Raw genomic sequence first — 23,932 nt, 5'->3', positions numbered from 1 at the left:
CTGCCCGCCGCCCCGCAAGGACGGCCGGTGCTTGGACGGGAGGCCCGCCGCAGGCAGGCCGTTCCCGCGTCCGACGACGCCCAAGGCGCTCTCCGCTACCGAGGACGTAGCTCTCTCCCATCCCAGGCCCCCACCGGTGCGGGACGCACCGCCGGGAGCCGGAGATGTACGTCCTAGAAGGAGGACTCGCATGTCCCAGACCTACGGCAAGACCCGCTGGAAGCGCTTCGCACTGGTGATGGTCCCGAGCGTCGCGGCCACCGCGATGGTCGGCATGTCGATCGCCAACAACGCGCTGGCGGCTTCGTTCAGCGTGTCCGGCCAGAGCTTCAAGGTCACCACGCCGGAGCTGCACGGCAAGAACTTCGCCCAGTTCGGCTCGATCGACGTGGAGCAGAACGGCACCCCGCACCCGGTCGCCGTCTCGGCCTTCGACGAGGCCACCATCAAGGGCCTCTGCCAGTCCGTGGTGACCGACCCCAACGTCATCCCCGGCCTGCCGTGGAAGCTGCCCAAGATCATCCTGCGCCTGGAGGCGGGCAACAGCGACGACGTCAAGAAGCAGGTCTACGCCAAGAACCTGCTGATCGACCTCGACCAGCTGAACGCAGACGCCGAGTTCAGCAACATCAACATCGGCCAGGACGCCTCGACCCTCAAGGGCGAGGCCACCCAGGGCTGGAAGTCCAAGCTCGGCGGCCTGCCCACCGGCGCGACCGGCTTCGCCCAGGCCGCCGAGAAGGCCGACCTGTACAACGTGCAGCAGACCGCCTGGGCCACCTCGGCCGGCACCTTCCGGCTCTCCGGCCTGAAGCTCGCGCTGCACACCGACGGTACCGGCGAGTGCTACTAGGCCGTTGACGGCGGCGGGCCGGACCCGGCCCGCCCGCCGTGACGGCACCTGCGGGACCGGGGGCGGCGCGTACGCCGTCCCCGGATCCCGCGTCTCGTCCATCCCTCGTTCACACCATCGAGGAGCTGCACCGTGTCCAGCGCCCTTGCCTCCTACCGGCCCGCCGAGCACGAGAACCCCGCCCAGTGGCTGCGCCGGGTGTTCCGTACGTTCCGCCGGACGCGGCCGTACTACGGCGGTCTGCTGGCCATGATCGCCGGCGTCCCGATCATGTACTTCCCTTACGCCCACCTCTCCTTGGGCGGCATGACGGTGGCCATGGCCACCACGGGGGGCGCCGGGGCGCTGATCATCGGCGTGCTGCTGATCGTGCTCGGGCTGACGGCCTGGTTCCAGCCGGCCGTTCGGGTCTTCGCCGGTATCGCCACCACCCTGCTGACGCTGGTCTCGATCCCGGTCTCCAATCTGGCGGGCTTCGGACTGGCCCTGTTGCCGGGCCTGATCGGCGGCGGGCTGATGGTCTCCTGGGCGCCGCTGCCCGAGACGGCGCAGGCGGAGGCCGCCCGGGGCCGGCGCCGACGCCGCGGCAAGGGCGGCGCCGAGGCCGCGGCGGCCGACAACGCCGTGGCACAGAGCGTCGCTGCTGAGAACGCCACCGGGCCCGCCACCGAGAACGCCACCGGGCCCGCCGTCGAGGCGCCCACCGCCGAGCTGCCCGCCCAGGCCGCGCCGCGGCAGGCCGGCACCGTGGACCAGGAGGAGGCACGGTGACCGGGCCGGCCGAGCAAGCCGACGGTACGACCGTTCCCGCGCAGCGCTCCGGCCGGCACGCGGCCCCGCGCACGCCCGTACGGGCCCGGCTGAGAGGCCGGGCGCTGGCCATGGCGGCGGTGCCGACCGCACTGCTGATGGCCGCCGCCTACACGCCCAACCCGGCGGTCGCCGAGTCCGCGGCGGGCAAGCCCTGCGGCACCGCTCCGGCCGCGGTGCCGGACGTGGCGCCGGTCGAGACGCCGGTGCCCAAGAGCGAGCTGCCCGAGCCGCCGCCGGGCCCGTCCGGTGCGCCGGGTTCGGCCCCGGCCACCGCGCCCCCGGCCGGCCCCTCGACCGACCCGGGCTCGGTGCCGGGTCAGGTGCCGAGCGCCGCGCCGACCGGGCAGCCCACCTCGCCGGTCAAGCCGTCGGCCACCGGCACGCCGGCCCAGCAGTCCGCCGTCCGTTCCGCCGCCACCGGTGGCGCGGGCGCGTCGAGCGCGGTCCTCCAGGGCAGCGGCACCGGTACCGGTACCGGAACGGCGGCCCGGGCCGGGCTGATCGACGACCTCGTCGGCGGCGTCAGCCGGCTGCTCGACCCGAACGGTTCGCCGAGCCAGAGCCCGAGCGGCGCCCCCGCCACCACCCCGGCGGCGCCCGCCAGCCCGGCCGCTCCGACCACCCCGGCCGCCCCTGCCACCCCGGCCCCGGGCACGGGCGCCCCGGCCCAGGCCACCCAGCCGCGGGCCAAGGCCGCCGCCCCGCAGGCCGCGCCGTCCACGGCCCCGCCTACCGCCGACGAGCCCTCGCCCGCCGCCACGCCGAGCGGCGGGGCGAGCGGCAAGCCGGCGCCCTCCGCGACGCCGTCCGCGGACGCCTCGGCGACGCCCTCCGAGGGCGCCTCCGGCACCCCGTCCGCCACGCCGACCGAGGCCCCCGACTGCGATGTGGACGCCCGGGGTCTGACCGCCGGCGCGGCCGCCCCCGGGCACGTCGTCCCGGAACAGAACTGGACCCTGAAGACCAGCCGGCTCGCCCTGCACGGCGCGGCCTTCCACGGCGTCTACGACGTGCGGACCCCGACCGGCACCAAGCGCGTCCTGAAGTTCGTGGTCGACAGCGTGGACATCGACAACCTCGACATGTCCACCCTGGAGGGCAACGGCGTGACCTTCCACGTCCAGGGCGCCCCGGGATCGACCTCGACCATGCGCAACGGCCCGGTCACCATGTACGTGGAACGGCTGTCCGGCCACCTCTCCAAGGTGCTCGGCCTGCCGATCCTGATCGACCTGGGCGAGATCACCCTCACCCCGGACACCCTGCCGCGCTGGCTGTACGACCTGATCGGCGCCATCCCGATCCCGCTGGACCTGGAACTGACCGGCGTCACCGCCAAGCAGGCCGGTCAGTTCGGCGGCACCCTGCGCATCCCCGGGATGCGCATGTTCAACGACGACGCCCCCTACAGCGACAAGTAGCCCGGTGGCCGGCGACAAGTAGCCCGGCGGCAGTAAGTGCCCGGCGCCACAAGGCCCGTGGGGCGGCCCTCCGGGAAGGAGGACCGCCCCACGGGCGTTCGGGCCGTACGGGTGCTCACTCGCTCCGGGTGCCCAGGTGGTGCACCTGCACCATGTTGGTGGTGCCGGGAACGCCGACCGGGACACCGGCGGTGACGATGACGGTCTCGCCCTCGCCGAGCCGGCCCATCTTCAGCAGCTCCCGGTCGACCTGCGCGACCATCGCGTCGGTGGTGGCCACCTGCTCCGTGACGTACGCCTCGACGCCCCAGCTCAGCGAGAGCTGGTTGCGGGTGGCGCTGTCCGGGGTGAAGGCGATCACCGGGATCGGCGAGCGGTAGCGGGACAGCCGGCGGGCGGTGTCGCCGGACTTGGTGAAGGCGACCAGCGCCTTGCCGTCCAGGAAGTCGCCCAGCTCGCACGCGGCGCGGGCGACGGAGCCGCCCTGGGTGCGCGGCTTGCGGCCCGGGTTGAGCGGCTGGAGGCCCTGGGAGAGCAGCTCCTCCTCGGCCTTCTCGCAGATCCGGCTCATGGTGCGGACGGTCTCGACCGGGTACTTGCCGACGCTCGACTCGGCGGACAGCATGACCGCGTCGGCGCCGTCCAGGATGGCGTTGGCGACGTCGGAGACCTCGGCGCGGGTCGGGCGCGAGGCGTGGATCATCGACTCCATCATCTGGGTGGCGACGATGACCGGCTTGGCGTTGCGGCGGGCCAGGGTGACCAGCTGCTTCTGGACCAGCGGCACCCGCTCCAGCGGGTACTCGACGGCCAGGTCGCCGCGGGCGACCATGATGGCGTCGAAGGCGAGGACGATCTCCTCCATGGCCTCGACGGCCTGCGGCTTCTCGATCTTGGCGATGACCGGCACCCGGATGCCGACCTCGTCCATGACCTCGTGGACGTCCCTGACGTCGTCCGCGTTGCGGACGAAGGACAGGGCGATCATGTCGACGCCCAGGCGCAGCGCGAAGCGCAGGTCGTCCTTGTCCTTCTCGGACAGGGCGGGCACGTTCACGGCCGCGCCGGGCAGGTTGATGCCCTTGTTGTTCGAGAGCACGCCGCCCTCGACCACCACGGTCTTCACCCGCGGGCCGTCGACGCTGACGACCTCCAGGGCGATGACGCCGTCGTTGATCAGGATCGGGTCGCCGGGCTTCACGTCGCCGGGCAGGCCCTTGTAGGTGGTGCCGCAGATGTACTGGTCACCGGGGACGTCCTCGGTGGTGATGGTGAACTCGTCGCCGTTGTCGACGGTCACCGGGCCGTTGGCGAAGGTCGCCAGACGGATCTTCGGACCCTGGAGGTCGGCCAGGACGCCGATGGCCTTGCCGGTGTCCTCCGAGACCTGGCGGACCTTGCGGTACCGCTCCTCGTGGTCCGCGTGGTTGCCGTGGCTCATGTTCAGTCGGGCGACGTTCATGCCCGCCTCGACGATGGCCTTCAGCTGTTCGTAGGAGTCCGTCGCCGGACCCAGGGTGCAGACAATTTTCGCTCGGCGCATATGGATCAGTCTATCCGTTCGTGTTATACGTGCATTCGGCATGCACCGGGAGGAATCGCCGACGAAATGTTCCGAGGAGTGGGACAGATCCGTGTCAGTCCTCGGACACCCGGCGTTCCCGGTGCACCAGTGCGAAGGCCTGTCGGGCGATCTCCAGCTCCTCGTCGGTGGGTACCACGGCGACCGCCACCCGGGCGTACTCGGGGGAGATGATCCGGGCCTCGCCGGACCGCACCGAGTTCAGCTCGGGGTCGACGGCGATGCCCAGTTCCTCCAGTCCCGCGGTGGCCGCCGCGCGCACCGGCGCGGCGTTCTCCCCGACACCGGCGGTGAACGCGATCGCGTCCACCCGGCCGAGCACCGCGTAGTAGCCGCCGATGTACTTGCGCAGCCGGTGGACGTACGAGTCGAACGCCAGCTTGGCGTCCTCGTCCCCCTCGTCGGCCCGGCGCATGATCTCGCGCATGTCGTTCTCGCCGCACAGCCCGCGCAGGCCGCTGCGGCGGTTGAGCAGGTCGTCGATCTCGTCCACGGACAGCCCGCCGACCCGGTGCAGGTGGAACACCACGCCGGCGTCGATGTCGCCCGAGCGGGTGCCCATGACCAGGCCCTCCAGCGGGGTCAGGCCCATCGAGGTGTCCACGCACTGGCCGCCGCTGACCGCCGAGGCGGAGGCGCCGTTGCCCAGGTGCAGCACGATCACGTTGACCTCGGCCGGGTCCCTGCCGAGCAGTCGGGCGGTGGCCCGCGAGACGTACTGGTGCGAGGTGCCGTGGAAGCCGTAGCGGCGCACCCGGTGCTGGTCGGCGACGGCCTTGTCGATCGCGTACCGGGCCGAGTACTCGGGCATCGAGGCGTGGAAGGCGGTGTCGAAGACGGCCACCTGGGGGAGGTCGGGGCGCAGCGCGCGGGCCACCTCGATGCCGGTGATGTTGGCCGGGTTGTGCAGCGGGGCGACCGGGATCAGCCGGCGGATCTCCTTGAGCACGTCGTCGGTGATCACGGTCGGCTCGGTGAACCGCAGGCCGCCGTGGACGACCCGGTGGCCGATCGCGGCCAGCTCGGGGGAGTCCAGCCCGAGGCCGTCGGCGGACAGCTCCTCGGCGACGGCCTTGAGCGCGGCGGAGTGGTCCGGGAAGACCTGGACGCTCTCGCGCGCCTCGCCGCCGCGCGGGGTGTGCACCAGCCGCCCGCCGGCCTCGCCGATCCGCTCGACCAGGCCGGAGGCCAGCTTGGCCCCGTCCAGCATGTCGATCAGCTGGTACTTCACCGACGAGGAGCCGGCGTTCAGGACCAGAACGCGGGTACCTTCGCTCATGCCACCGGCTCCTTGTGGTCCTGGGACTGGATCGCGGTGATCGCGACGGTGTTGACGATGTCCTGCACCAGCGCCCCGCGGGAGAGGTCGTTGACGGGCTTGCGCAGCCCCTGGAGCACCGGGCCGACCGCGACGGCGCCGGCCGAGCGCTGGACCGCCTTGTAGGTGTTGTTGCCGGTGTTGAGGTCCGGGAAGATCAGCACGGTGGCCCGCCCGGCGACCGCGGAGCCCGGCAGCTTGGTGGCCGCGACGTGGGCGTCCACCGCCGCGTCGTACTGGATCGGGCCCTCGACCAGGATGTCCGGCCGCAGTTCGCGGACCAGCTCGGTGGCCTTGCGGACCTTGTCGACGTCGGCGCCGGAGCCGGAGGTGCCGGTCGAGTACGAGAGCATCGCGACCCGCGGCTCCACCCCGAACTGGGCGGCGGTGGCGGCGGACTGGATGGCGATGTCCGCCAGTTGCTGGGCGTCCGGGTCGGGGTTGACGGCGCAGTCGCCGTACACCAGCACCTTGTCGGCCAGGCACATGAAGAAGACCGAGGAGACGATCGAGGCGCCCGGCGAGGTCTTGATCACCTCGAAGGCGGGCCGGATGGTCGCGGCGGTGGAGTGCACCGCGCCGGAGACCATGCCGTCCGCGATGCCCTCCTGGACCATCAGGGTGCCGAAGTACGAGACGTCGGTGACCACGTCCAGGGCCAGTTCGACGGTCATCCCCTTGTGGGCGCGCAGCTTCGCGTACAGCTCGGCGAACTGGCGGCGCAGCGGGCTGGTGGCCGGGTCGACGATCCGCACCTGGGCGCGGTCGGCGGTCGGTGGCTCGGTCGGGAGGTCGATGCTCAGGCTCGCGGCCTTGCGGCGGACGGCGTCCACCTCGCCGAGGAGGGTGAGGTCGCAGATGTTGCGGCGCAGCAGGATCTCGGCGGCGCGCAGCACCCGTTCCTCGGTGCCCTCCGGCAGCACGACGTGCCGGCGGGCGCCCCGGGCGCGTTCCAGCAGCTCGTGCTCGAACATCATCGGGGTGACCCGCTCGGACCGGCGGACCTCGATCAGGTTGGTCAACTCGGCCGTGTCGACGTGCAGTTCGAACAGGCCGAGGGCGATCTCGGCCTTCCGGGGGCTGGCCGAGGTGAGCTTGCCCTCCAGGTGGGTCAGGTGGGCGGCGGTGGGCCAGCTGCCCTCGGGGACGACCGCGACCGGGGTGCCGGGGGCGAGCCGGGCGGCCAGCGCCATGACGTTGGGGCCGGGGTGCTGGCCGAGCGTCAGCAGTACGCCGGCGATCGGCGGGGCGCCGGCGGCGTGCGCGGCCAGCGAGCCGATCACCAGGTCGGCGCGGTCCCCGGGGGTGACGACGAGGGCGCCCTCGGTCAGCGCGTCCAGGAAGGTGGGCAGCATGGCGCCGCCGAAGACGTAGCCGCGCACGTCCCGGGCGAGGCCGGCGGCGTCCCCGATCAGCACCTCGGCGCCGGTCGCCTCGACCAGCTGCGCGACGGTGGGCGCGGCCAGGGCCGGTTCCTCCGGGATGACGTAGGCGGGGATCGGCAGCTTCTCGGTGAGGGTGCGCTGGATGCGCTGCTTGGCGCCGGGGGCGACCCGGTTGGCGACCATCGCCAGGGTCTGACAGCCGAGGTCGGTGTACGCCCGGTGGGCGTTGCGCACCTCGGCGATCACCGTCTCGGCGTCCGCGCCGTGCCCGCCGACCACCGGCAGCACGGCGGCGCCGAACTCGTTGGCGAGGCGGGCGTTGAAGGCCAGTTCGTCCGGGATGCCGGTGTCGGCGAAGTCGGTGCCGAGCACCAGCACCGCCTGGCAGCGCCGCTCCAGCGCGTGGAAGCGGTCGACCAGGACGGAGACCAGCTCGTCCTGCCCCAGGGCGGCCTGGAGCGCGGCGGCCTCCTCGTAGGTGAGGCCGTACAGCTCGGTGCTCGGCAGGTCGAGCCGGTAGCGGCCGCGCAGCAGCTCGACCACGTGGTCCGTGCCCGGCTTTCCGGGTGCCGCGGCGTGCACCAGCGGGCGGAACACCCCGACCCGGTCCACCTGGCGGGTGAGCAGTTCCATGACCCCGAGTTCGACCGCCTGTCGGCCGTCCCCCCGGTCGATGCCGGTCACGTACACGCTGCGCGCCACGTGGGTGTCTCCGTCCCGTCGTCTCGGAAAGTGGTCATATCGACCATACCTTCGCACCCCGAACGGCCGTCCGCGAGCAGAACGGCGGGGTTCGGGCAAGGGGCGGAGGTCCCGCCCGGGTGCCCGCCGGGAAGGGCGGACACCCGGGGCGTTCGACGGGGTGTGCCCTCAGCGGGCGGGGCGGAGCCAGACGGTGGCGAGCGGCGGGAGGACCAGTTCGGCGGACCGGGGCTGGCCGTCCCACTCCACCGGCTCGGCCTTGACCGGGTGGGAGTTGCCGATGCCGCTGCCGCCGTACTCCTCGGCGTCGGTGTTCAGCACCTCCTCCCACAGCTGCTCGCGGCCCGCCAGCCGGGGCAGGCCGACCCGGTGGCCGTGCCGGACGACCGGCGAGAAGTTGCAGACCGCGACCAGCGGCGAGCCGTCGGTCGCGTACCGGACGAAGGAGAGCAGGTTGTCCTCGGCGGCGCCGCCGTCGAGCCAGCGGAAGCCGTCCGGGACGCTGTCCAGCTCCCACAGTGCCGGGGTGTCGAGGTAGCACCGGTTGAGGTCGCGGACCAGCCGGCGCACCCCGAGGTGGTCCCCGTGGGCCGGCCACTGCTCGTCGAGCACCCACCACTGCGGGCCCTGCTCGTGGTCCCACTCCGCGCCCTGGGCGAACTCCTGTCCCATGAACAGCAGTTGCTTGCCCGGGTGGGACCACATGAAGCCGAGGTAGGCGCGGTGGTTGGCGCGCTGCTGCCACCAGTCGCCCGGCATCTTGGAGACCAGCGCCTGCTTGCCGTGCACCACCTCGTCGTGCGAGATCGGCAGGACGTAGTTCTCGGAGTAGGCGTACACCATCGAGAAGGTGATCTCGTTGTGGTGGTACTTGCGGTGCACCGGTTCCTTGGACATGTAGACCAGCGAGTCGTGCATCCAGCCCATGTTCCACTTCAGCCCGAAGCCGAGGCCGCCGGCGTCGGTGGGGCGGGTGACCCCGTCCCAGGCGGTGGACTCCTCGGCGACGGTGATCACGCCCGGGCAGCGCCGGTAGACGGTGGCGTTCATCTCCTGGAGGAAGGCGGCCGCGTCCAGGTTCTCCCGGCCGCCGTGCCGGTTGGGCGTCCAGTCGCCGCCCTCGCGGGAGTAGTCGAGGTAGAGCATCGAGGCGACGGCGTCCACCCGCAGGCCGTCGATGTGGAACTCCTCGCACCAGTACACCGCGTTGGCGACGAGGAAGTTGCGCACCTCCTTGCGGCCGTAGTCGAACTCCAGCGTCCCCCAGTCCGGGTGCTCGGCGCGCAGCGGGTCGGCCGGCTCGTACAGCGGCTCGCCGTCGAAGCGGGCGAGCGCGAAGTCGTCCTTGGGGAAGTGCGCGGGCACCCAGTCGACGATCACGCCGATGCCGTGCCGGTGCAGGGTGTCCACCAGGTACCGGAAGTCGTCGGGGCCGCCGAGCCGGGCGGTGGGGGCGTAGTAGCCGGACACCTGGTAGCCCCAGGAGCCGCCGAAGGGGTGCTCCATCACCGGCATGAACTCCACGTGGGTGAAGTTCAACTCCTTGAGGTAGCCGGGCAGTTCCTCGGCGATGGCGCGGTAGTCGGTGAGTTCGGGGCGCCAGGACGGCAGGTGCAGCTCGTACACCGACATCGGCGCCCGGTGGTGCGTGGCGCGGGCCCGGCGGGCCATCCACTCACCGTCCCGCCACACGTGGCCGGAGGAGGTGACCACCGAGGCGGTGCCGGGCGGGCACTGGGCGGCCCGGGCCAGCGGGTCGGCCTTGTCCAGCACCCAGCCCTGCCGGGTGTGCACCTCGTACTTGTAGGTGGTGCCCTCGGCCAGGCCGGGGACGAACAGCTCCCAGATCCCGGACGAGCCGAGCGAGCGCATCGGGTGCCCGGTGCCGTCCCAGTGGTTGAAGTCGCCGATCAGCCGCACCCCGACGGCGTTCGGCGCCCAGACCGCGAAGGCGGTGCCGGGCACCCCGTCGACGGTGCGCACGTGCGAGCCGAGCGCCCGCCACAGCTGCTCGTGCCGGCCCTCGGAGATCAGGTGCAGGTCGAGTTCGCCGAGGGTGGGCGGGGTGCGGTAGCCGTCGTACTGGCGCAGCGGCTCGCCGCCGGGGTACGTCACCAGCAGGGTGTACTCGGGGAGGTCGCCGCCGGCCACCAGTCCGGTGAACAACCCGCCCTGCTGGTGGGTGAGTTCGGCCGGCCCCTGGGAGGTCTCGACGACCACCCGCTCGGCGAACGGGCGCAGCACCCGGATCGCCGTGCCGCCGTGCACCGGGTGCGCGCCGAGCAGGGCGTGCGGGTCGTGGTGCTGCCCGCCCACCAGCCGGTCGACCTCGGCCGGTGGCAGCGGCGCCTCGGGCAGCCGCAGCGCCCCGCTGGGGGCCGGACGCCCGGGCTCCAGGGGGTCCGCGGCTGCGGGTGGGAGGGCTGCCGGGGGCTCCGCGCCGGTGCCGGCGCCCCCCTCCTCCTCGGCCGCCCGGTGCGCCCCGCGCCCGCGGCCGGCGCGCCCTTCGGCTGCCCGCCCTTCGGCTGGGAGCGGTCCGGCCAGGAAGGTGGCCGGTACGGAGCGGGTGGGGCGGCCGGTCGGGTCGATCGGCGTCACGGCGGGGTCCTCCTGCGACGGGGGTGGGCGAACTCCTGCGGGCGGAACAGGAATCGGTGGTCAGGAAGCGGTGGTCAGGAAGCGGGGCTCGGAAAGCAGTGGTGAAGCGGTGATCGGAGGCGGCGGTCGGGAAGCGGGACTCAGACGGGCAGGGCCAGCCGGCTGATCGCGGCCAGCGGGATCGGCAGCCAGCTCGGCCGGTGCCGGGCCTCGTACACCACCTCGTACACCGCCTTGTCGATCTCCAGCGCCCGCATCAGCTCCGGCGAGGCGGCCGGGTCGGCGCCCCCGCCGGCGGTGTAGCCGGCGCAGTAGGCGGTGCGGTTGCGCTGGGCCCAGGCGGCGGCGAGGTGGGCCAGTTCCGGGTCGACCGGGCCGCCGGCCAGCAGGTGGGCGGCCGCGTAGTCGAAGGAGCGCAGCATCGCGGAGACGTCGCGCAGGGCCGGCTGGGGCTCGCGGCGCTCGTTGACCGACTTGGCCGGCTCGCCCTCGAAGTCCAGCAGTACCCAGCCGTGCGGGGTGCGCATCGCCTGGCCGAGGTGCAGGTCGCCGTGGATGCGCTGGACCGGCAGGCCGTCCGGGTGGGCGTCGGCGAGCTGCTGGAAGGCGGTGCGCAGCGCGGCCCGGAAGCGCAGCAGCCCGGGGACGGCGGCGACGGCGCTGTCCAGCCGGTCGGCCATCGCGCCGGCCAGCCGCCCGGTCTGGGTGCGGTCGAGCCGGGCGACCGGCATCGAGCGGGCCAGCACCCGGTGCACCTCGGCGGTGGCCCGGCCGAGCCGGTGGGCCTCGATGGCGAAGTTGCCGGGGGAGCGGTCGCCCTTGAGCCGGCCGACCTGGTCGAGGGCCAGCTCCCAGCCGTCCTCGGCGTCCGGTAGGTAGCGCTGCAGCAGTCCGAGGGTGGCGGGCTCGGCGCGCTCCATCCGGCTCTCGAACCAGGCGGCGACCCGGGGGATGCGGGTGGAGCCGGCCCGGGAGAGCGCGAGCGAGAGTTCGAGGTCGGGGTTGGTGCCGGGGTGGATGCGGCGGAACAGCTTCAGGATGTACGAGGTGCCGTAGATGACCGAGCTGTTGGACTGTTCGGCGGTGGAGGCGCGGCCGGGGAGGTTGGTGGGCAGTCCGGAGCCGGGGGTGCGGCGGAAGGACAGCGCGCCGAAGCGGTCGCCGGTGGCCAGGTGCTCCAGTAGCCGCCCGGTGAGCTCGGGGTCGTGCACCGCGTCGTAGAGGGTCGCGCCGTCGTACGGGCCCTGGGTGAGGCGGCCGAGTACGGCGCCGGGCCCGATGTCCCCGAGCCCGCCGGAGCGGATGCCGAGCAGCAGCTGGTAGATGTCGCCGTGCGGGGCGCCGGCCGTGGTGGCGTGCTCGACCCGCAGCAGCAGGTGCAGCAGGGCCGGGTCGCCGACCTGCAGCGGGGTGCCGACCACCGGGGTGAGGCCGGTGATCGGCCGCCCCTTGCCGGCGTACCAGCGCTGGGTGGGCAGCCACGCGGCGATCAGTGGCAGGGCCGCCTGGACGAGTTCGCTGACGCCCAGGGTGGTTCTCCGGGCCCCGGTGCCCCGGGGGCCCGCCGCGGTGGCGGGGGCGTCGCCCGGGAGGTGGGCTTGAGAACGGGAGGTTTCGGACATGGCTCCCTTTCCCCGGAAGCACGCGGACTGCCCGACGGTTCGTGGCCGGGTCCGTCAGTCTTCCGGATTGCGGCGGCGCGGCGGTCGCGGCACGCGAGCACGGCTCGGGTGTCACGCCTTCGTGTGGGTGGCCGTTGGGCTGTTCTCCGTACGCGGTGGTGCAGAGAACACCGGGGGCGCGGGGGTCAACTCGCGCCCCCGGAGGGTCTGGTGGTGCTGTCCATGCTGGTGTGCGGCGTGCGACGGATCGTTACTTCGACCGCCTGGTCCCGCTCAGGCGCGGGGGCTGCCGGAGCTGGAACCAGTAGAAGCCGTGCCCGGCCAGGGTGAGCAGGTAGGGCCACTCGCCGATCGACGGGAAGCGCACCCCGCCGATCAGCTCGACCGGGTACCGCCCGCCGTACTGCCGCAGGTCCAGCTCGGTCGGCTGCGCGAACCGCGAGAAGTTGTTCACGCACATGACCAGGTCCCCCTCGTACTCGCGCACGAACGCCAGCACGGCGGGGTTGCTGGAGGGCAGTTCGGCGTAGCTTCCGAGGCCGAACGCCGGGTTGAGCTTGCGGATCTCGATCATGCGACGCGTCCAGTGCAGCAGCGAGCTCGAACTGCTCTGCTGCGCCTCGACGTTGGTCACCTGGAAGCCGTACACCGGGTCCATGATGGGCGGCAGACTGAGCCTGCCCGGGTCGGCGGAGGAGAAACCCGCGTTGCGGTCCGGGGTCCACTGCATCGGGGTGCGCACGCCGTCCCGGTCGCCGAGCCAGATGTTGTCGCCCATGCCGATCTCGTCCCCGTAGTAGAGCACCGGGGAGCCGGGCAGGGAGAGCAGCAGGGCGGTGAACAGCTCGATCTGGTTGCGGTCGTTCTCCAGCAGCGGGGCGAGCCGGCGGCGGATGCCCACGTTGGCGCGCATCCGCGGGTCCTTGGCGTACTCCGCGTACATGTAGTCGCGCTCCTCGTCGGTGACCATCTCCAGGGTCAGCTCGTCGTGGTTGCGCAGGAAGATGCCCCACTGGCAGCCGCCGGGGATCTGCGGGGTCTTGGCGAGGATCTCCGAGACCGGGTAGCGGGACTCGCGGCGCACCGCCATGAAGATCCGCGGCATCACCGGGAAGTGGAACGCCATGTGGCACTCGTCGCCGCCCGAGCCGAAGTCGCCGAAGTAGTCGACGACGTCCTCCGGCCACTGGTTGGCCTCGGCCAGCAGCACGGTGTCCGGGTAGTTGGCGTCGATCTCCTTGCGGACCCGCTGGAGGAACTCGTGGGTCTCCGGCAGGTTCTCGCAGTTGGTGCCCTCGCGGGCGAACAGGTACGGCACCGCGTCCAGCCGGAAGCCGTCGATGCCGAGGTCGAGCCAGAACCGCAGCCCGGCGATCATCTCGTCCTGGACCCGGGGGTTGTCGTAGTTGAGGTCCGGCTGGTGCGAGAAGAAGCGGTGCCAGTAGTACTGCTTGCGGACCGGGTCGTAGGTCCAGTTGGAGGTCTCGGTGTCGACGAAGATGATCCGGGCGTCCGGGTACTGCTTGTCGTCGTCGGCCCACATGTAGAAGTCGCCGTACGGCCCGTCCGGGTCGGAGCGGGAGGCCTGGAACCACGGGTGCTGGTCGCTGGTGTGGTTCATGACGAAGTCGATGACGATGCGCATGCCGCGGGCGTGGGCGGCGTCGACGAACTCCATGAAGTCGGCGAGGTCGCCGAACTCCGGCAGTACCGAGGTGTAGTCGGAGACGTCGTAGCCGCCGTCGCGCAGCGGCGAGGCGAAGAACGGGGGGAGCCAGAGGCAGTCGATCCCGAGCCACTGGAGGTAGTCGAGCTTGGCCGTGAGCCCCTTGAGGTCCCCGACCCCGTCGCCGTTGCTGTCCTGGAAGGACCGCACCAGCACCTCGTAGAAGACCGCACGCTTGAACCACTCGGGGTCGAGCTTCTTCTTCGAGGTCTCGGGGAAGGTGTCGGGGACGGGCTCGTTCACTGTCACGCTGGGTTCCTCCGAACCGTGAGGAGGTGAGCCGGCTCGGCTGAGGGATCGAGCCGGACGTAGTTGTGCCGGCCCCAGGTGTAGACGGCGCCGGTGAGCTCGTCGTGCACCGCGTACGGGCCGTCGCCGTCCAACGTGACGGTGGCCTCCTGGACGTGGTGCGGGTCGAGGTTCACCACGGTGATGACCTGGTCGGTGAGCCCCTCGGGGGTGGTCGCGGTCTTGGAGTAGGCGAGCACCTGGTCGTTGTCGGTGGGGTGGAAGCGCAGGTCGCGCAGCTGCTGGAGGGCGGGGTGGCGGCGGCGCAGCCGGTTCAGCACGGTCAGCAGCGGGGCCAGGGTGTCGGTGCGGCTCCAGTCGCGCGGGCGCAGTTCGTACTTCTCCGAGTGCAGGTACTCCTCGGAGCCCGGGTGGGCCGGCTCGTTCTCGTACAGCTCGTAGCCGGCGTAGACGCCGTAGCTGGGGGAGAGGGTGGCGGCGAGCACCGCGCGGACCGCGAAGGCGGCCCGGCCGCCGTGCTGGAGGTACGCGTGGAGGATGTCCGGGGTGTTGGCGAAGAAGTTGGGCCGCATGTGGGCGGCGGCGTCACCGGTGAGCTCGGTGAGGTACTCGGTGAGTTCCGGTTTGGTGGTGCGCCAGGTGAAGTACGTGTACGACTGGTGGAATCCGATCTTCGCCAGGGTGTGCATCATCGCCGGGCGGGTGAAGGCCTCGGCCAGGAAGACGACGTCCGGGTCGGTCCGGGCGACGTCGGCGAGCACGCTCTCCCAGAACACCACGGGTTTGGTGTGGGGGTTGTCGACCCGGAAGATCCGCACGCCGTGGGACATCCAGAACCGGAGGATCCGGATTGTTTCCTTGACGATTCCGTCCATGTCCTGGTCGAAGTTGATCGGATAGATGTCCTGGTACTTCTTCGGCGGATTCTCGGCGTACGCGATGGTGCCGTCCGTGCGGTGGCTGAACCATTCCGGATGCTTGTTCACCCAGGGGTGGTCGGGGGAGCACTGGAGGGCGAAGTCCAGCGCCACCTCCAGGTGCAGCGCCTGCGCCTCGGCGACGAAGTGGTCGAAGTCCTCGATGGTGCCGAGGTCCGGGTGGACGGCGTCGTGGCCGCCCTCGGGGGAGCCGATCGCCCAGGGCGAGCCGACGTCGTGCGGACCGGCCGTCAGGGTGTTGTCCGGGCCCTTGCGGAAGGCTCGGCCGATCGGGTGGACCGGCGGCAGGTAGACCACGTCGAAGCCCATCGCGGCGACGGCCGGCAGTCGCTCGGCGGCGCTGCGCAGGGTGCCGGGGCGCGGCGGCTCGACCCCGGTCGGGTCGACCACGGCGCCCTCCGAACGGGGGAAGAACTCGTACCAGGAGCCGAACAGCGCGCGCTCGCGGTCGACCTGGAGCGGCAGCGGGCGGGAGGCGCTGAGCAGCTCGCGCAGCGGGTGGCGGGTCAGCGCGTCGAGCACCTCGGGCGCGAGCGCGGCGGCCAGCCGGGACAGCGGCGGCAGGGACGGGTCGCGCAGCGCGTCGGCGGCCGCGAGCACGTCGGCGCGGCCCTCCTTCTTGGGTACCCCGGCCGCGGCCTGCTCCAGCAGCCGGGCGCCCTCCTCCAGCACCAGCGCGGTGTCGATCCCGGCGGGCAGCTTCACCGAGGCGGTCCTGCGCCAGGTGGCGACCGGGTCGCTCCACGCCTCCACCAGGTACGACCAGCGGCCGGGCGCCGTCGGGGTGACGTACGCGCCCCAGCGGTCGGTGCCCTCGGCGAGTTCGCGCATCGGCGTCCACGGGCCGCTGCGGCCGCGCGGGTCGCGCAGCACCACGTTGGCGTTGACGGCGTCGTGGCCCTCGCGGAAGACGGTCGCGGTGACCGGGAAGGTCTCGCCGACGACGGCCTTGGCCGGGCGGCGGCCGGAGTCGACGAGGGGACTGACGTCCAGGACGGGGATGCGGCCGATCACGGTGTCGCTCTCTGTCGTCTTGCGGGCGGCGGGCTTGCGAGCGGGGGACTTGCGAGCGGGCGCCCTGGTGGCCGGGGGCTGCGCGGCGGCGGACTCGACGCCGGCCTTCGCGGCGCCGGCCTTCGGTGCGGTGGCGGTGGTGCGGCGCGTGGTGGTGGTGCGCCTGCGGGGTGCCGCCGTCCGGTCCTCCTCGACCCCGGGGTGTCGAGTCGCTGGGGAGGCTTCGGATTCGGAGGATCCGCCAGGGACCGCTCCGGACGTCCTCGGCGCCGGCATCGCCGGATCTGTCCGAGTGTCAGAATCCATCCGTCCGGCGGATTCCGCGACCGCTGCGTCGAGGCCTTCGGCCACCGGTGTGGACTGGTCCCGCGTGTCGCCGTGCATGCCAAGCTCCTGCCCGAGATCGGCGGCAGCTCCCCGCGGGCCGGGGTCGGGCCGGGGGAGTACCGGAGGACTGCTGGGTGGGGAGGACGTGCGACCGGAAGCCTGCCCGCGCCGCTGTTCCCGGCAACCTGCCCGACGCCCGCCGAGCCGGTGGCGGGGCGCCCCGGAGCCCGTGCGCGTCCCGGCGCACGCCTGCGCGGGCCGCGTCCCCGTCCGACCCGGTCCACCCGTGAACGAGCGGGCCGGGCGTGAGGACACGCGTCCGTGCGCGGTGAGCGCCGAATGGGCTAAGAAGGGCGGGAACGGTCAACGCGAAAAGGATTCGGACGTGCTGCTTCGCGGGGGACGCCACCCGTCGTCGTACTCCCCACAGCATCAACGGCCTTCGGTCATCCTCGCACCGGCGACAAGGTTTTTGCAGCGGTACGACAGTAGTTTCGGGCCTTCTCCCGGCCGGATGAGCGGTCGGAAATGGAGCCGTACCGAAGAGTTCACGTATTGGTAGCGCGGGCCCCCGAAATGTGCGCCTCGCGCGCCCCCCGTGCAGACCAATGCGCCGAATGCGATCTCATCAATAGCCCGAACGGATGCCCAATAGCCCACTTGACGCACTGTCGGGCCGACCGCCGAGGCTACGCTTCACGCCGTGAAGGCAATCCGCAGATTCACCGTCCGCACCGTCCTGCCCGAACAACTCCAGCCGTTGCACGAGCTGGCCCTCAACCTGCGCTGGTCCTGGCACCCCGAGACCAGGGACCTCTTCCGGTCCGTGGACCCGGAGGTCTGGGCCGCGACCGGCGAGGACCCGGTACGGCTGCTCGGGGAGGTCCCGGCCGCCCGGCTGGCCGCGCTCGCCACCGACCGGCGCTTCCTGCGCAGACTCGGCGACCTCGCCGACGACCTGCGCGAGTACCTCACCGGCCCCCGCTGGTACCAGAACCGGCAGCACTCCGACGCCGCCCCGCTGCCCGCCGCGATCGCCTACTTCTCGCCCGAGTACGGCATCGCCGCCGCGCTGCCCCAGTACTCCGGCGGGCTCGGCATCCTGGCCGGCGACCACCTCAAGGCCGCCAGCGACCTCGGCGTGCCGGTCGTCGGCGTCGGCCTGTTCTACCGGCACGGCTACTTCCGCCAGTCCCTCAGCCGGGACGGCTGGCAGCAGGAGCGCTATCCGCTGCTCGATCCGGACGAACTCGCGGTCAGCCTGCTACGCGAGGCCGACGGCACCCCGAGCCGGGTCGACCTCGCCCTGCCCGGCGGCCGCACCCTGGCGGCCCACATCTGGAAGGCCCAGGTCGGGCGGGTCCCGCTGCTGCTCCTCGACTCCGACATCGAGGCCAACTCGCCGGCCGAGCGGGACGTCACCGACCGGCTGTACGGCGGCGGCAGCGAGCACCGGTTGCTCCAGGAGATGCTGCTCGGCATCGGCGGCGTCCGGGCGGTACGCGCCTACTGCCGGCTCGCCGGCCACCCCGCCCCCGACGTCTTCCACACCAACGAGGGCCACGCCGGCTTCCTCGGCGTGGAACGCATCCGCGAACTGATCGCCGACGACCGCACCGGCCTCGACTTCGCCGCCGCCCTGGAGGCCGTCCGGGCCGGCACCCTCTTCACCACCCACACGCCCGTCCCGGCCGGCATCGACCGCTTCGACCGCGAGCTGGTCGCCCGCCACTTCGGCGGCGACGCCGCGCTCCCGGGCGTGCCGGTCGACCAGGTGCTCGCGCTCGGCGCCGAGAGCTGGTCCGACGGGGACCCGAAGCTCTTCAACATGGCCGCCATGGGCCTGCGGCTGGCCCAGCGTGCCAACGGGGTCTCCACCCTGCACGGCGAGGTCAGCCGCTCGATGTTCAACGGCCTGTGGCCCGGCTTCGACCCCGCCGAGGTGCCGATCACCTCGGTCACCAACGGCGTGCACGCCGCCACCTGGATCGACCCGGCGGTGGTGCGGGTCGGCGCCGCCGAGATCGGCGCCGAGCGCGCCGAGGAGGCGATGACCACCGGCGAGACCAAGCGCTGGACCGGCCTGGAGAGGATCGGCAACACCGAGGTCTGGGAGCTGCGGCGCACCCTGCGGGCCCAGCTGGTGGAGGAGGCCCGCCGCCGGCTGCGCGCCTCCTGGCGCCGGCGCGGGGCCGGCGAGGCCGAGCTCGGCTGGGTCTCCTCGGTGCTCGACCCCGACGTGCTCACCATCGGCTTCGCCCGCCGGGTGCCCTCGTACAAGCGGCTCACCCTGATGCTGCGCGACCAGGAGCGGCTGCGGGCCCTGCTGCTGCACCCCACCCGGCCGGTGCAGATCGTGGTGGCCGGCAAGGCCCACCCGGCCGACGACGGCGGCAAGCGGCTGATCCAGCAGATGGTCGCCTTCGCCGACGACCCGGCGGTGCGGCACCGGATCGTCTTCCTGCCGGACTACGACATGGCGATGGCCCAGCGCCTCTACCCGGGCTGCGACGTCTGGCTGAACAACCCGCTGCGCCCGCTGGAGGCCTGCGGCACCTCCGGGATGAAGGCCGCGCTCAACGGCTGCCTCAACCTGTCCGTCCTGGACGGCTGGTGGGACGAGTGGTACGACGGCCGCAACGGCTGGGCGATCCCCACCGCCGACGAGAGCGGCGGGGCGCTCGACCCGGACAGCGGCGAGGCCGAGCGGCGTGACGACATCGAGGCGGCCGCGCTCTACGACCTGATCGAGAACCAGGTCGCCGCCCGCTTCTACGACCGGGACGCGGACGGGCTGCCGCAGCAGTGGATCGCCATGGTCCGGCACACCCTGGTCACCCTCGGGCCCAAGGTGCTGGCCGGCCGGATGGTCCGGGAGTACGTCGAACGGCTGTACGCGCCGGCGGCGCTGGCCCAGCGGGAGCTGGCGGGGCAACACGGCGACGGCGCGCGCGAGCTGGCGGCCTGGAAGGCGAAGGTCCGGGAGGCGTGGCCGGCCGTCCGGGTCGAGCACGTGGAGGCGGACTGCCCGGCCGAGGCGCAGGAGCTGGGCAGCTCGCTGGCACTGCGGGTGCAGGTCGCGCTGGGGACGCTGGAGCCGGGCGACGTCGAGGTACAGGTGGTCTCCGGCCGGGTGGACGAGCGGGACCGGATCTCGGAGGCCTGCCTGCTCGCCCTCAAGCCGGTCGGCGGGCCGGATCTGGACGGCCGCACCCGCTACGAGGGCTCGCTGGAGCTGTGCCGGACGGGCCCGTTCGGCTACACCGTCCGGGTGCTGCCCGCGCATCCGCGGCTGGCCTCGCCGGCCGAGCTGGGGCTGGTCGCCCTGCCGGCCGAGTCGGCCGGGATGGACGCCGGGCTGCTGCGCTGAGCCCGGGGCCGTCCCCCGGACGGCCACCCTCCGCCCGTCCGTCCGCGCGGGCGGAGGGCGGCCGTCCGGTCGTGAACCGTGGGGACGGTCGTGCCCGTACCCCTGTTCGGGAAGTGGGGTGGCCCGGCCGGGTGCGTGACGGCGCACCCGGACGGGCACATTCGTGGGGCCCTGGAGCCGGGCCCGGGCCGACCCTAGACCAGGCTGTCCCGCCAGGCCCGGTGGAGGGCGGCGAAACGGCCGGAGCCGTCGATCAGCTCCTGTGGGGAGCCATCCTCCACGATCCGGCCCTGATCCATCACCAGGACACGGTCGGCGATCTCCACGGTGGAGAGCCGGTGGGCGATGATCACGGCCGTCCGGCCGGCCAGCACGGTGCGCATCGCCCGCTGCACGGCCTGCTCCCCGGGGACGTCCAGCGAGCTGGTCGCCTCGTCCAGGATCAGCACCGAGGGGTCGGCCAGCAGGGCGCGGGCGAAGGCCACCAGCTGGCGCTGGCCGGCCGAGATCCGGCCGCCGCGCTTGCGCACGTCGGTGTCGAAGCCGTCCGGCAGGGCGGCGATGAACTCGTACGCGCCGATGTCGCGGGCGGCCTGCTCGACCTCCTCGCGGGTGGCGCCGGGGCGGCCGATCGCGATGTTCTCGGCGACGGTGCCGGAGAACAGGAAGGACTCCTGGGTCACCATCACCACCCCGCGCCGCAGCTCGGGGGTGGCCAGCTCGCGCAGGTCCACGCCGTCCAGCCGGATCCGGCCGTCGGTCGGGTCGTAGAAGCGGGCCAGCAGCTTGGCGACCGTCGACTTGCCCGCGCCGGTCGCGCCGACCACCGCGACCGTCTGCCCGGCCGGGATCAGCAGGTCGAAGACCGGCAGCACCTCCTTGCCCGTCCGGTAGGCGAAGCGGGTGCCCTCGAAGGAGACGGCGCGGCCCTTGCCGGAGGACTCGGGCAGCCCGGTGGGCTCGGCCGGCTCGGCGACGGTCGGCTCGTGGGCGAGCAGGCCGGAGATCTTCTCCAGGGCCGCGGCGGCCGACTGGTAGCTGTTGAGGAACATCGCCAGCTGGTCGATCGGGTCGAAGAGCCGGCGCAGGTAGAGCGCGAAGGCGGTGAGCACGCCCAGCTCCAGCGCGTCGTCCACGACCAGGTACGCGCCGAGCAGCACCACGCCGGCGGTCCACAGGTTGGCGGTGGCGCGGGAGAGGCCGACGTAGCGGGCGATCTCCAGCAGGCCGTCCGCCGTCGCGGTGGCGGACTGCTTGTTGACCACGGCGAAGGCGGCGTCGTTGGCCTTCTCCCGGCGGAAGGCCTGCACCGGGCGGATGCCGTTCATGGTCTCGGTGAAGCGGACGATCAGCGAGGCCGCCGAGGTGCGCGAGCGCCGGTAGACCCGGCGCGAGCGGCGGCGGAAGGAGCGGGCGATCAGGGTCAGCGGCAGGAAGGCCGCCAGCGAGACCAGGCCGAGCTGCCAGTCCAGCACCAGCAGCAGCACCGAGATGTAGCAGACCGACAGGAAGACCGTCAGCAGCTCCTGCAGGCCCTCGGAGAGCAGCTCGCGCAGCGCGTCGATGTCGCTGGTGGCGCGGGAGATGATCCGGCCCGAGGTGTAGCGCTCGTGGAAGTCCAGGCTGAGCCGCTGGGCGTGCCGGAAGATCCGGCCGCGCAGCTCCAGCAGGATGTCCTGGTTGACCCGGGCGCTGATCTTGATGAACGCCCACTGCAGCACCGGGCTGAGCAGCGCGCAGAACAGGTAGGCGGCGACCACCGCGATCAGCGGGCCGGAGTCGTGCTCGCGCAGCGCCGGGATGCCGCGGTCCATCGCCACCGCGACCAGCAGCGGGCCGGACTGGAGCGCGGCCTGCTGGACCAGGATCACCACCATCGCGACGGCGATCCGGGCCCGGTGCGGGCCGAGCAGCGAGCGCAGCAGCGCCCGGGGCGCGCCCGGCGGGACGGGGATGTCCTCCTCGTCGGCGGGCGGAGGGGGCAGCTCCTCCTCGGCCGGCTCGGCGGGCCCGGCCTGTACGGGTTCGGCGGTGGTGGTCATACGCTGCTCCGTTCGGGCACCGGGGCGGCCTCGCCCGACATCAGTTCTCGGTAGTGCGCGCAGTCGCGCAGCAGCTCCTGGTGGGTGCCGACGGCCACGATCCGGCCGTCCGCCAGCACCGCGACCCGGTCGGCGAGCAGCACGGTGCTGGGGCGGTGGGCGACCACCAGGGCGGTGGTGGTGCCGAGGACCTCGCGCAGTGCCCGTTCGACCAGCGCCTCGGTGTGCACGTCCAGTGCGGAGAGCGGGTCGTCCAGCACCAGGAAGGCCGGGTCGCCGACCACCGCGCGGGCCAGCGCGAGGCGCTGGCGCTGGCCGCCGGACAGGCTCAGGCCCTGCTCGCCGACCTCGGTGTCCGGGCCCTGCGGGAGCTTCTCGACGAAGTCGGCCTGGGCGGTGGCGAGGGCGGTGCGCAGCTGCTCCTCACCGGCGCCGGGGGCGCCCATCAGGACGTTCTCCCGGACGGTGGCGGAGAACAGGGTGGGCTCCTCGAAGGCGACGGCGACGAGTTCGCGCAGCCGCTGCCGGGGCAGTTCGCGGATGTCCCGGCCGTCCAGCGTGATGGTGCCGGCGGTGGCCTCGTACAGCCGGGGGAGCAGCGCGGTGAGCGTGGTCTTGCCGCTGCCGGTGGCGCCGACCAGGGCCATGGTCTCGCCGCTGCGGACGTGCAGGTCGATGCCGGCCAGCAGGTCGGGGCCGTCCTCGGGGGCGTCGGGGTAGCGGAAGCGGACGCCGGTGAAGCGGATGCCGTCCGGGGCGGCGAGTTCGGTCGCGGTGCCGGGGTCGGGGCTGTCGGGCTCGTCCAGCACCTCGAAGAAGCGGTCGGTGGCGGTGGCCGCCTCGTTGGCGTAGGCGAGCAGCCAGCCGAGCGACTCGACCGGCCAGCGCAGCGCGAGCGCGGTGGAGAGGAAGGCGACCAGGGTGCCGGCGCTCAGTTCGTCGTGGGCCACCAGGTAGGCGCCGACGGCGAGGGCGCAGCCGAGCGCGATCTCCGGCAGGCCGACGATGACCGCCCAGAGGTTGGCGAGCAGGTGCGCCTTGCGCAGTTCGGTGCCGCGCAGCTCCTGGGACTGGGCGCGGAAGCGCTCGGCCATCGAGCGGTGGCGGCCGAAGGCCTTGAGGATGCGGATGCCGAGGACGGACTCCTCGACCACCGTGGCGAGGTCCCCGTTCTGGTCCTGGGCGAGCCGGGAGGCGCCGGAGTAGCGGGCCTCGAACCGCCGGGTGAGCACGAACAGCGGGGCGGCCGGGACGAGGGCGATCAGTGCGAGCCGCCAGTCCTGGGTGAACATCACCACCGTGCCGGCCAGGAACATCACCGAGTTGACGACCAGGAAGACCAGCGGGAAGGCCAGGAACAGCCGCATGGTGTACATGTCGGCGGTGGCCCGGGAGAGCAGCTGGCCGGAGCCCCAGCGGTCGTGGAAGGAGACCGGCAGCCGCTGGAGCTTGGCGAAGAGGTCCCCGCGCATGGCCGTCTCCAGCCCGGCCAGCGGGCGGGCCAGCACCACCCGGCGGGTGAAGAACAGCGCGGACTCGACCAGGCCGAGGACCACCAGCAGGCCGACCAGCGGCCAGAGGCCGGCCAGGTCGTGCTCGGCGAGCGGGCCGTCCACGATCAGGCCGAGGACCACCGGGACGGCGAGGGTGCTCAGCATGCCGAGCGAGGCGGCCGTCACCGAGACGGCCAGTCGGCCGCGGACGGCGCGGGCGTACGGCCACAGGCGGAGCAGGGAGCGGACCGTGGAGTGGCGCGGTGCGGTCCCGGCCGGGCCGGCCGCGGTTCTCGCGGCGTCCGCGTCGGTTCGGGGGGTTGCCGGGGTCGGGTCGTCGGGGTCTTGTCTGTTCTCGGCCATCGCGGTGAGGGTAGGCAGAGAGACCGTCACTTCTCATCCGGTTTTTCGCCCCTGTCGGTGGTGTCAGGCGAGAACCGGCCACCCGAACGGGCGGTGCGGGCGCGAACATGGGGCGC

Annotated in this window: 13 protein-coding genes; 4 read left to right on the top strand and 9 right to left on the bottom strand. The window is 72.9% G+C overall.

Features of this window, described 5'->3' with window-relative positions:
• The first annotated feature begins 190 nt into the window (after window positions 1–190).
• The 3 genes from ACGF13_RS13065 to ACGF13_RS13055 all read left to right on the top strand — a co-directional run bounded on the left by ACGF13_RS13065 (window position 191) and on the right by ACGF13_RS13055 (window position 3,087).
• Window positions 191–853: a DUF6230 family protein gene (locus ACGF13_RS13065; protein ID WP_392873006.1), complete on the top strand. Its 663-nt coding sequence runs from the start codon at window positions 191–193 to the stop codon at window positions 851–853.
• 132 nt (window positions 854–985) lie between these two features.
• A complete protein-coding gene (locus ACGF13_RS13060; RefSeq protein WP_392873004.1) occupies window positions 986–1,624 on the top strand; it encodes a DUF6114 domain-containing protein in 639 nt (212 codons plus the stop codon).
• Window positions 1,621–3,087 (top strand): hypothetical protein, encoded by a 1,467-nt coding sequence (locus tag ACGF13_RS13055; protein WP_392873001.1) that lies wholly within the window; start codon window positions 1,621–1,623, stop codon window positions 3,085–3,087. Before ACGF13_RS13060 ends, ACGF13_RS13055 begins: the two co-directional genes overlap by 4 nt.
• A 115-nt stretch (window positions 3,088–3,202) precedes the next feature.
• On the opposite strand, the gene pyk is transcribed toward ACGF13_RS13055, so the two are convergent.
• The 7 genes from pyk to ACGF13_RS13020 form a co-directional block, all read right to left on the bottom strand.
• Complete coding sequence (pyk, locus tag ACGF13_RS13050) at window positions 3,203–4,630, bottom strand: pyruvate kinase (RefSeq protein WP_392872998.1); 1,428 nt, start codon at window positions 4,628–4,630, stop codon at window positions 3,203–3,205.
• Between the two features lie 94 nt (window positions 4,631–4,724).
• On the bottom strand, window positions 4,725–5,948 hold the full coding sequence (locus ACGF13_RS13045) for an acetate kinase (protein WP_392872996.1): 1,224 nt from the start codon (window positions 5,946–5,948) through the stop codon (window positions 4,725–4,727).
• Complete coding sequence (gene pta / locus ACGF13_RS13040; protein WP_392872993.1) at window positions 5,945–8,074, bottom strand: phosphate acetyltransferase; 2,130 nt, start codon at window positions 8,072–8,074, stop codon at window positions 5,945–5,947. Before pta ends, ACGF13_RS13045 begins: the two co-directional genes overlap by 4 nt.
• Before the next feature lie 168 nt (window positions 8,075–8,242).
• Window positions 8,243–10,672 carry a 1,4-alpha-glucan branching enzyme gene (gene glgB, locus ACGF13_RS13035; protein ID WP_392872990.1) on the bottom strand — a complete coding sequence of 810 codons (2,430 nt, stop codon included), beginning with the start codon at window positions 10,670–10,672 and terminating at the stop codon, window positions 8,243–8,245.
• Window positions 10,673–10,812: 140 nt separating this feature from the next.
• Window positions 10,813–12,294 carry a phosphotransferase gene (locus ACGF13_RS13030; RefSeq protein WP_392872987.1) on the bottom strand — a complete coding sequence of 494 codons (1,482 nt, stop codon included), beginning with the start codon at window positions 12,292–12,294 and terminating at the stop codon, window positions 10,813–10,815.
• Between the two features lie 250 nt (window positions 12,295–12,544).
• The gene (gene treS / locus ACGF13_RS13025; protein ID WP_392872984.1) at window positions 12,545–14,269 is read right to left on the bottom strand and encodes a maltose alpha-D-glucosyltransferase; all 1,725 of its coding nucleotides are present in this window, start codon (window positions 14,267–14,269) and stop codon (window positions 12,545–12,547) included.
• Window positions 14,266–16,221: an alpha-1,4-glucan--maltose-1-phosphate maltosyltransferase gene (locus tag ACGF13_RS13020; protein ID WP_392872981.1), complete on the bottom strand. Its 1,956-nt coding sequence runs from the start codon at window positions 16,219–16,221 to the stop codon at window positions 14,266–14,268. Before ACGF13_RS13020 ends, treS begins: the two co-directional genes overlap by 4 nt.
• 1,030 nt (window positions 16,222–17,251) lie before the next feature.
• Here ACGF13_RS13020 and glgP point away from each other — a divergent pair.
• A complete protein-coding gene (glgP, locus tag ACGF13_RS13015; protein ID WP_392872979.1) occupies window positions 17,252–19,918 on the top strand; it encodes an alpha-glucan family phosphorylase in 2,667 nt (888 codons plus the stop codon).
• Between the two features lie 194 nt (window positions 19,919–20,112).
• Here glgP and ACGF13_RS13010 read toward each other — a convergent pair whose 3' ends face one another.
• Together ACGF13_RS13010 and ACGF13_RS13005 are read right to left on the bottom strand one after the other, a co-directional pair.
• A complete protein-coding gene (locus tag ACGF13_RS13010; RefSeq protein WP_392872976.1) occupies window positions 20,113–21,960 on the bottom strand; it encodes an ABC transporter ATP-binding protein in 1,848 nt (615 codons plus the stop codon).
• Window positions 21,957–23,816 carry an ABC transporter ATP-binding protein gene (locus ACGF13_RS13005; RefSeq protein WP_392872973.1) on the bottom strand — a complete coding sequence of 620 codons (1,860 nt, stop codon included), beginning with the start codon at window positions 23,814–23,816 and terminating at the stop codon, window positions 21,957–21,959. The genes ACGF13_RS13010 and ACGF13_RS13005 overlap by 4 nt, the downstream gene beginning before the upstream one ends.
• Window positions 23,817–23,932 lie beyond the last annotated feature (116 nt).

The organism is Kitasatospora sp. NPDC048286, assembly GCF_043201735.1.
Classification (GTDB): Bacteria; Actinomycetota; Actinomycetes; order Streptomycetales; family Streptomycetaceae; genus Kitasatospora.
The sequence above is the reverse complement of the archived record's forward strand: the minus strand, read 5'-3'. Positions and strand labels throughout refer to the sequence as shown.

Excerpts from the sequence above, each read along its gene's own strand:
- ACGF13_RS13065 (WP_392873006.1), top strand. The coding sequence starts at position 191 with ATGTCCCAGACCTACGGCAAGACCCGCTGGAAGCGCTTCGCACTGGTG.
- pyk (WP_392872998.1), bottom strand. The coding sequence starts at position 4,630 with ATGCGCCGAGCGAAAATTGTCTGCACCCTGGGTCCGGCGACGGACTCC.
- ACGF13_RS13045 (WP_392872996.1), bottom strand. The coding sequence starts at position 5,948 with ATGAGCGAAGGTACCCGCGTTCTGGTCCTGAACGCCGGCTCCTCGTCG.
- ACGF13_RS13030 (WP_392872987.1), bottom strand. The coding sequence starts at position 12,294 with ATGTCCGAAACCTCCCGTTCTCAAGCCCACCTCCCGGGCGACGCCCCC.
- ACGF13_RS13010 (WP_392872976.1), bottom strand. The coding sequence starts at position 21,960 with ATGACCACCACCGCCGAACCCGTACAGGCCGGGCCCGCCGAGCCGGCC.
- ACGF13_RS13005 (WP_392872973.1), bottom strand. The coding sequence starts at position 23,816 with ATGGCCGAGAACAGACAAGACCCCGACGACCCGACCCCGGCAACCCCC.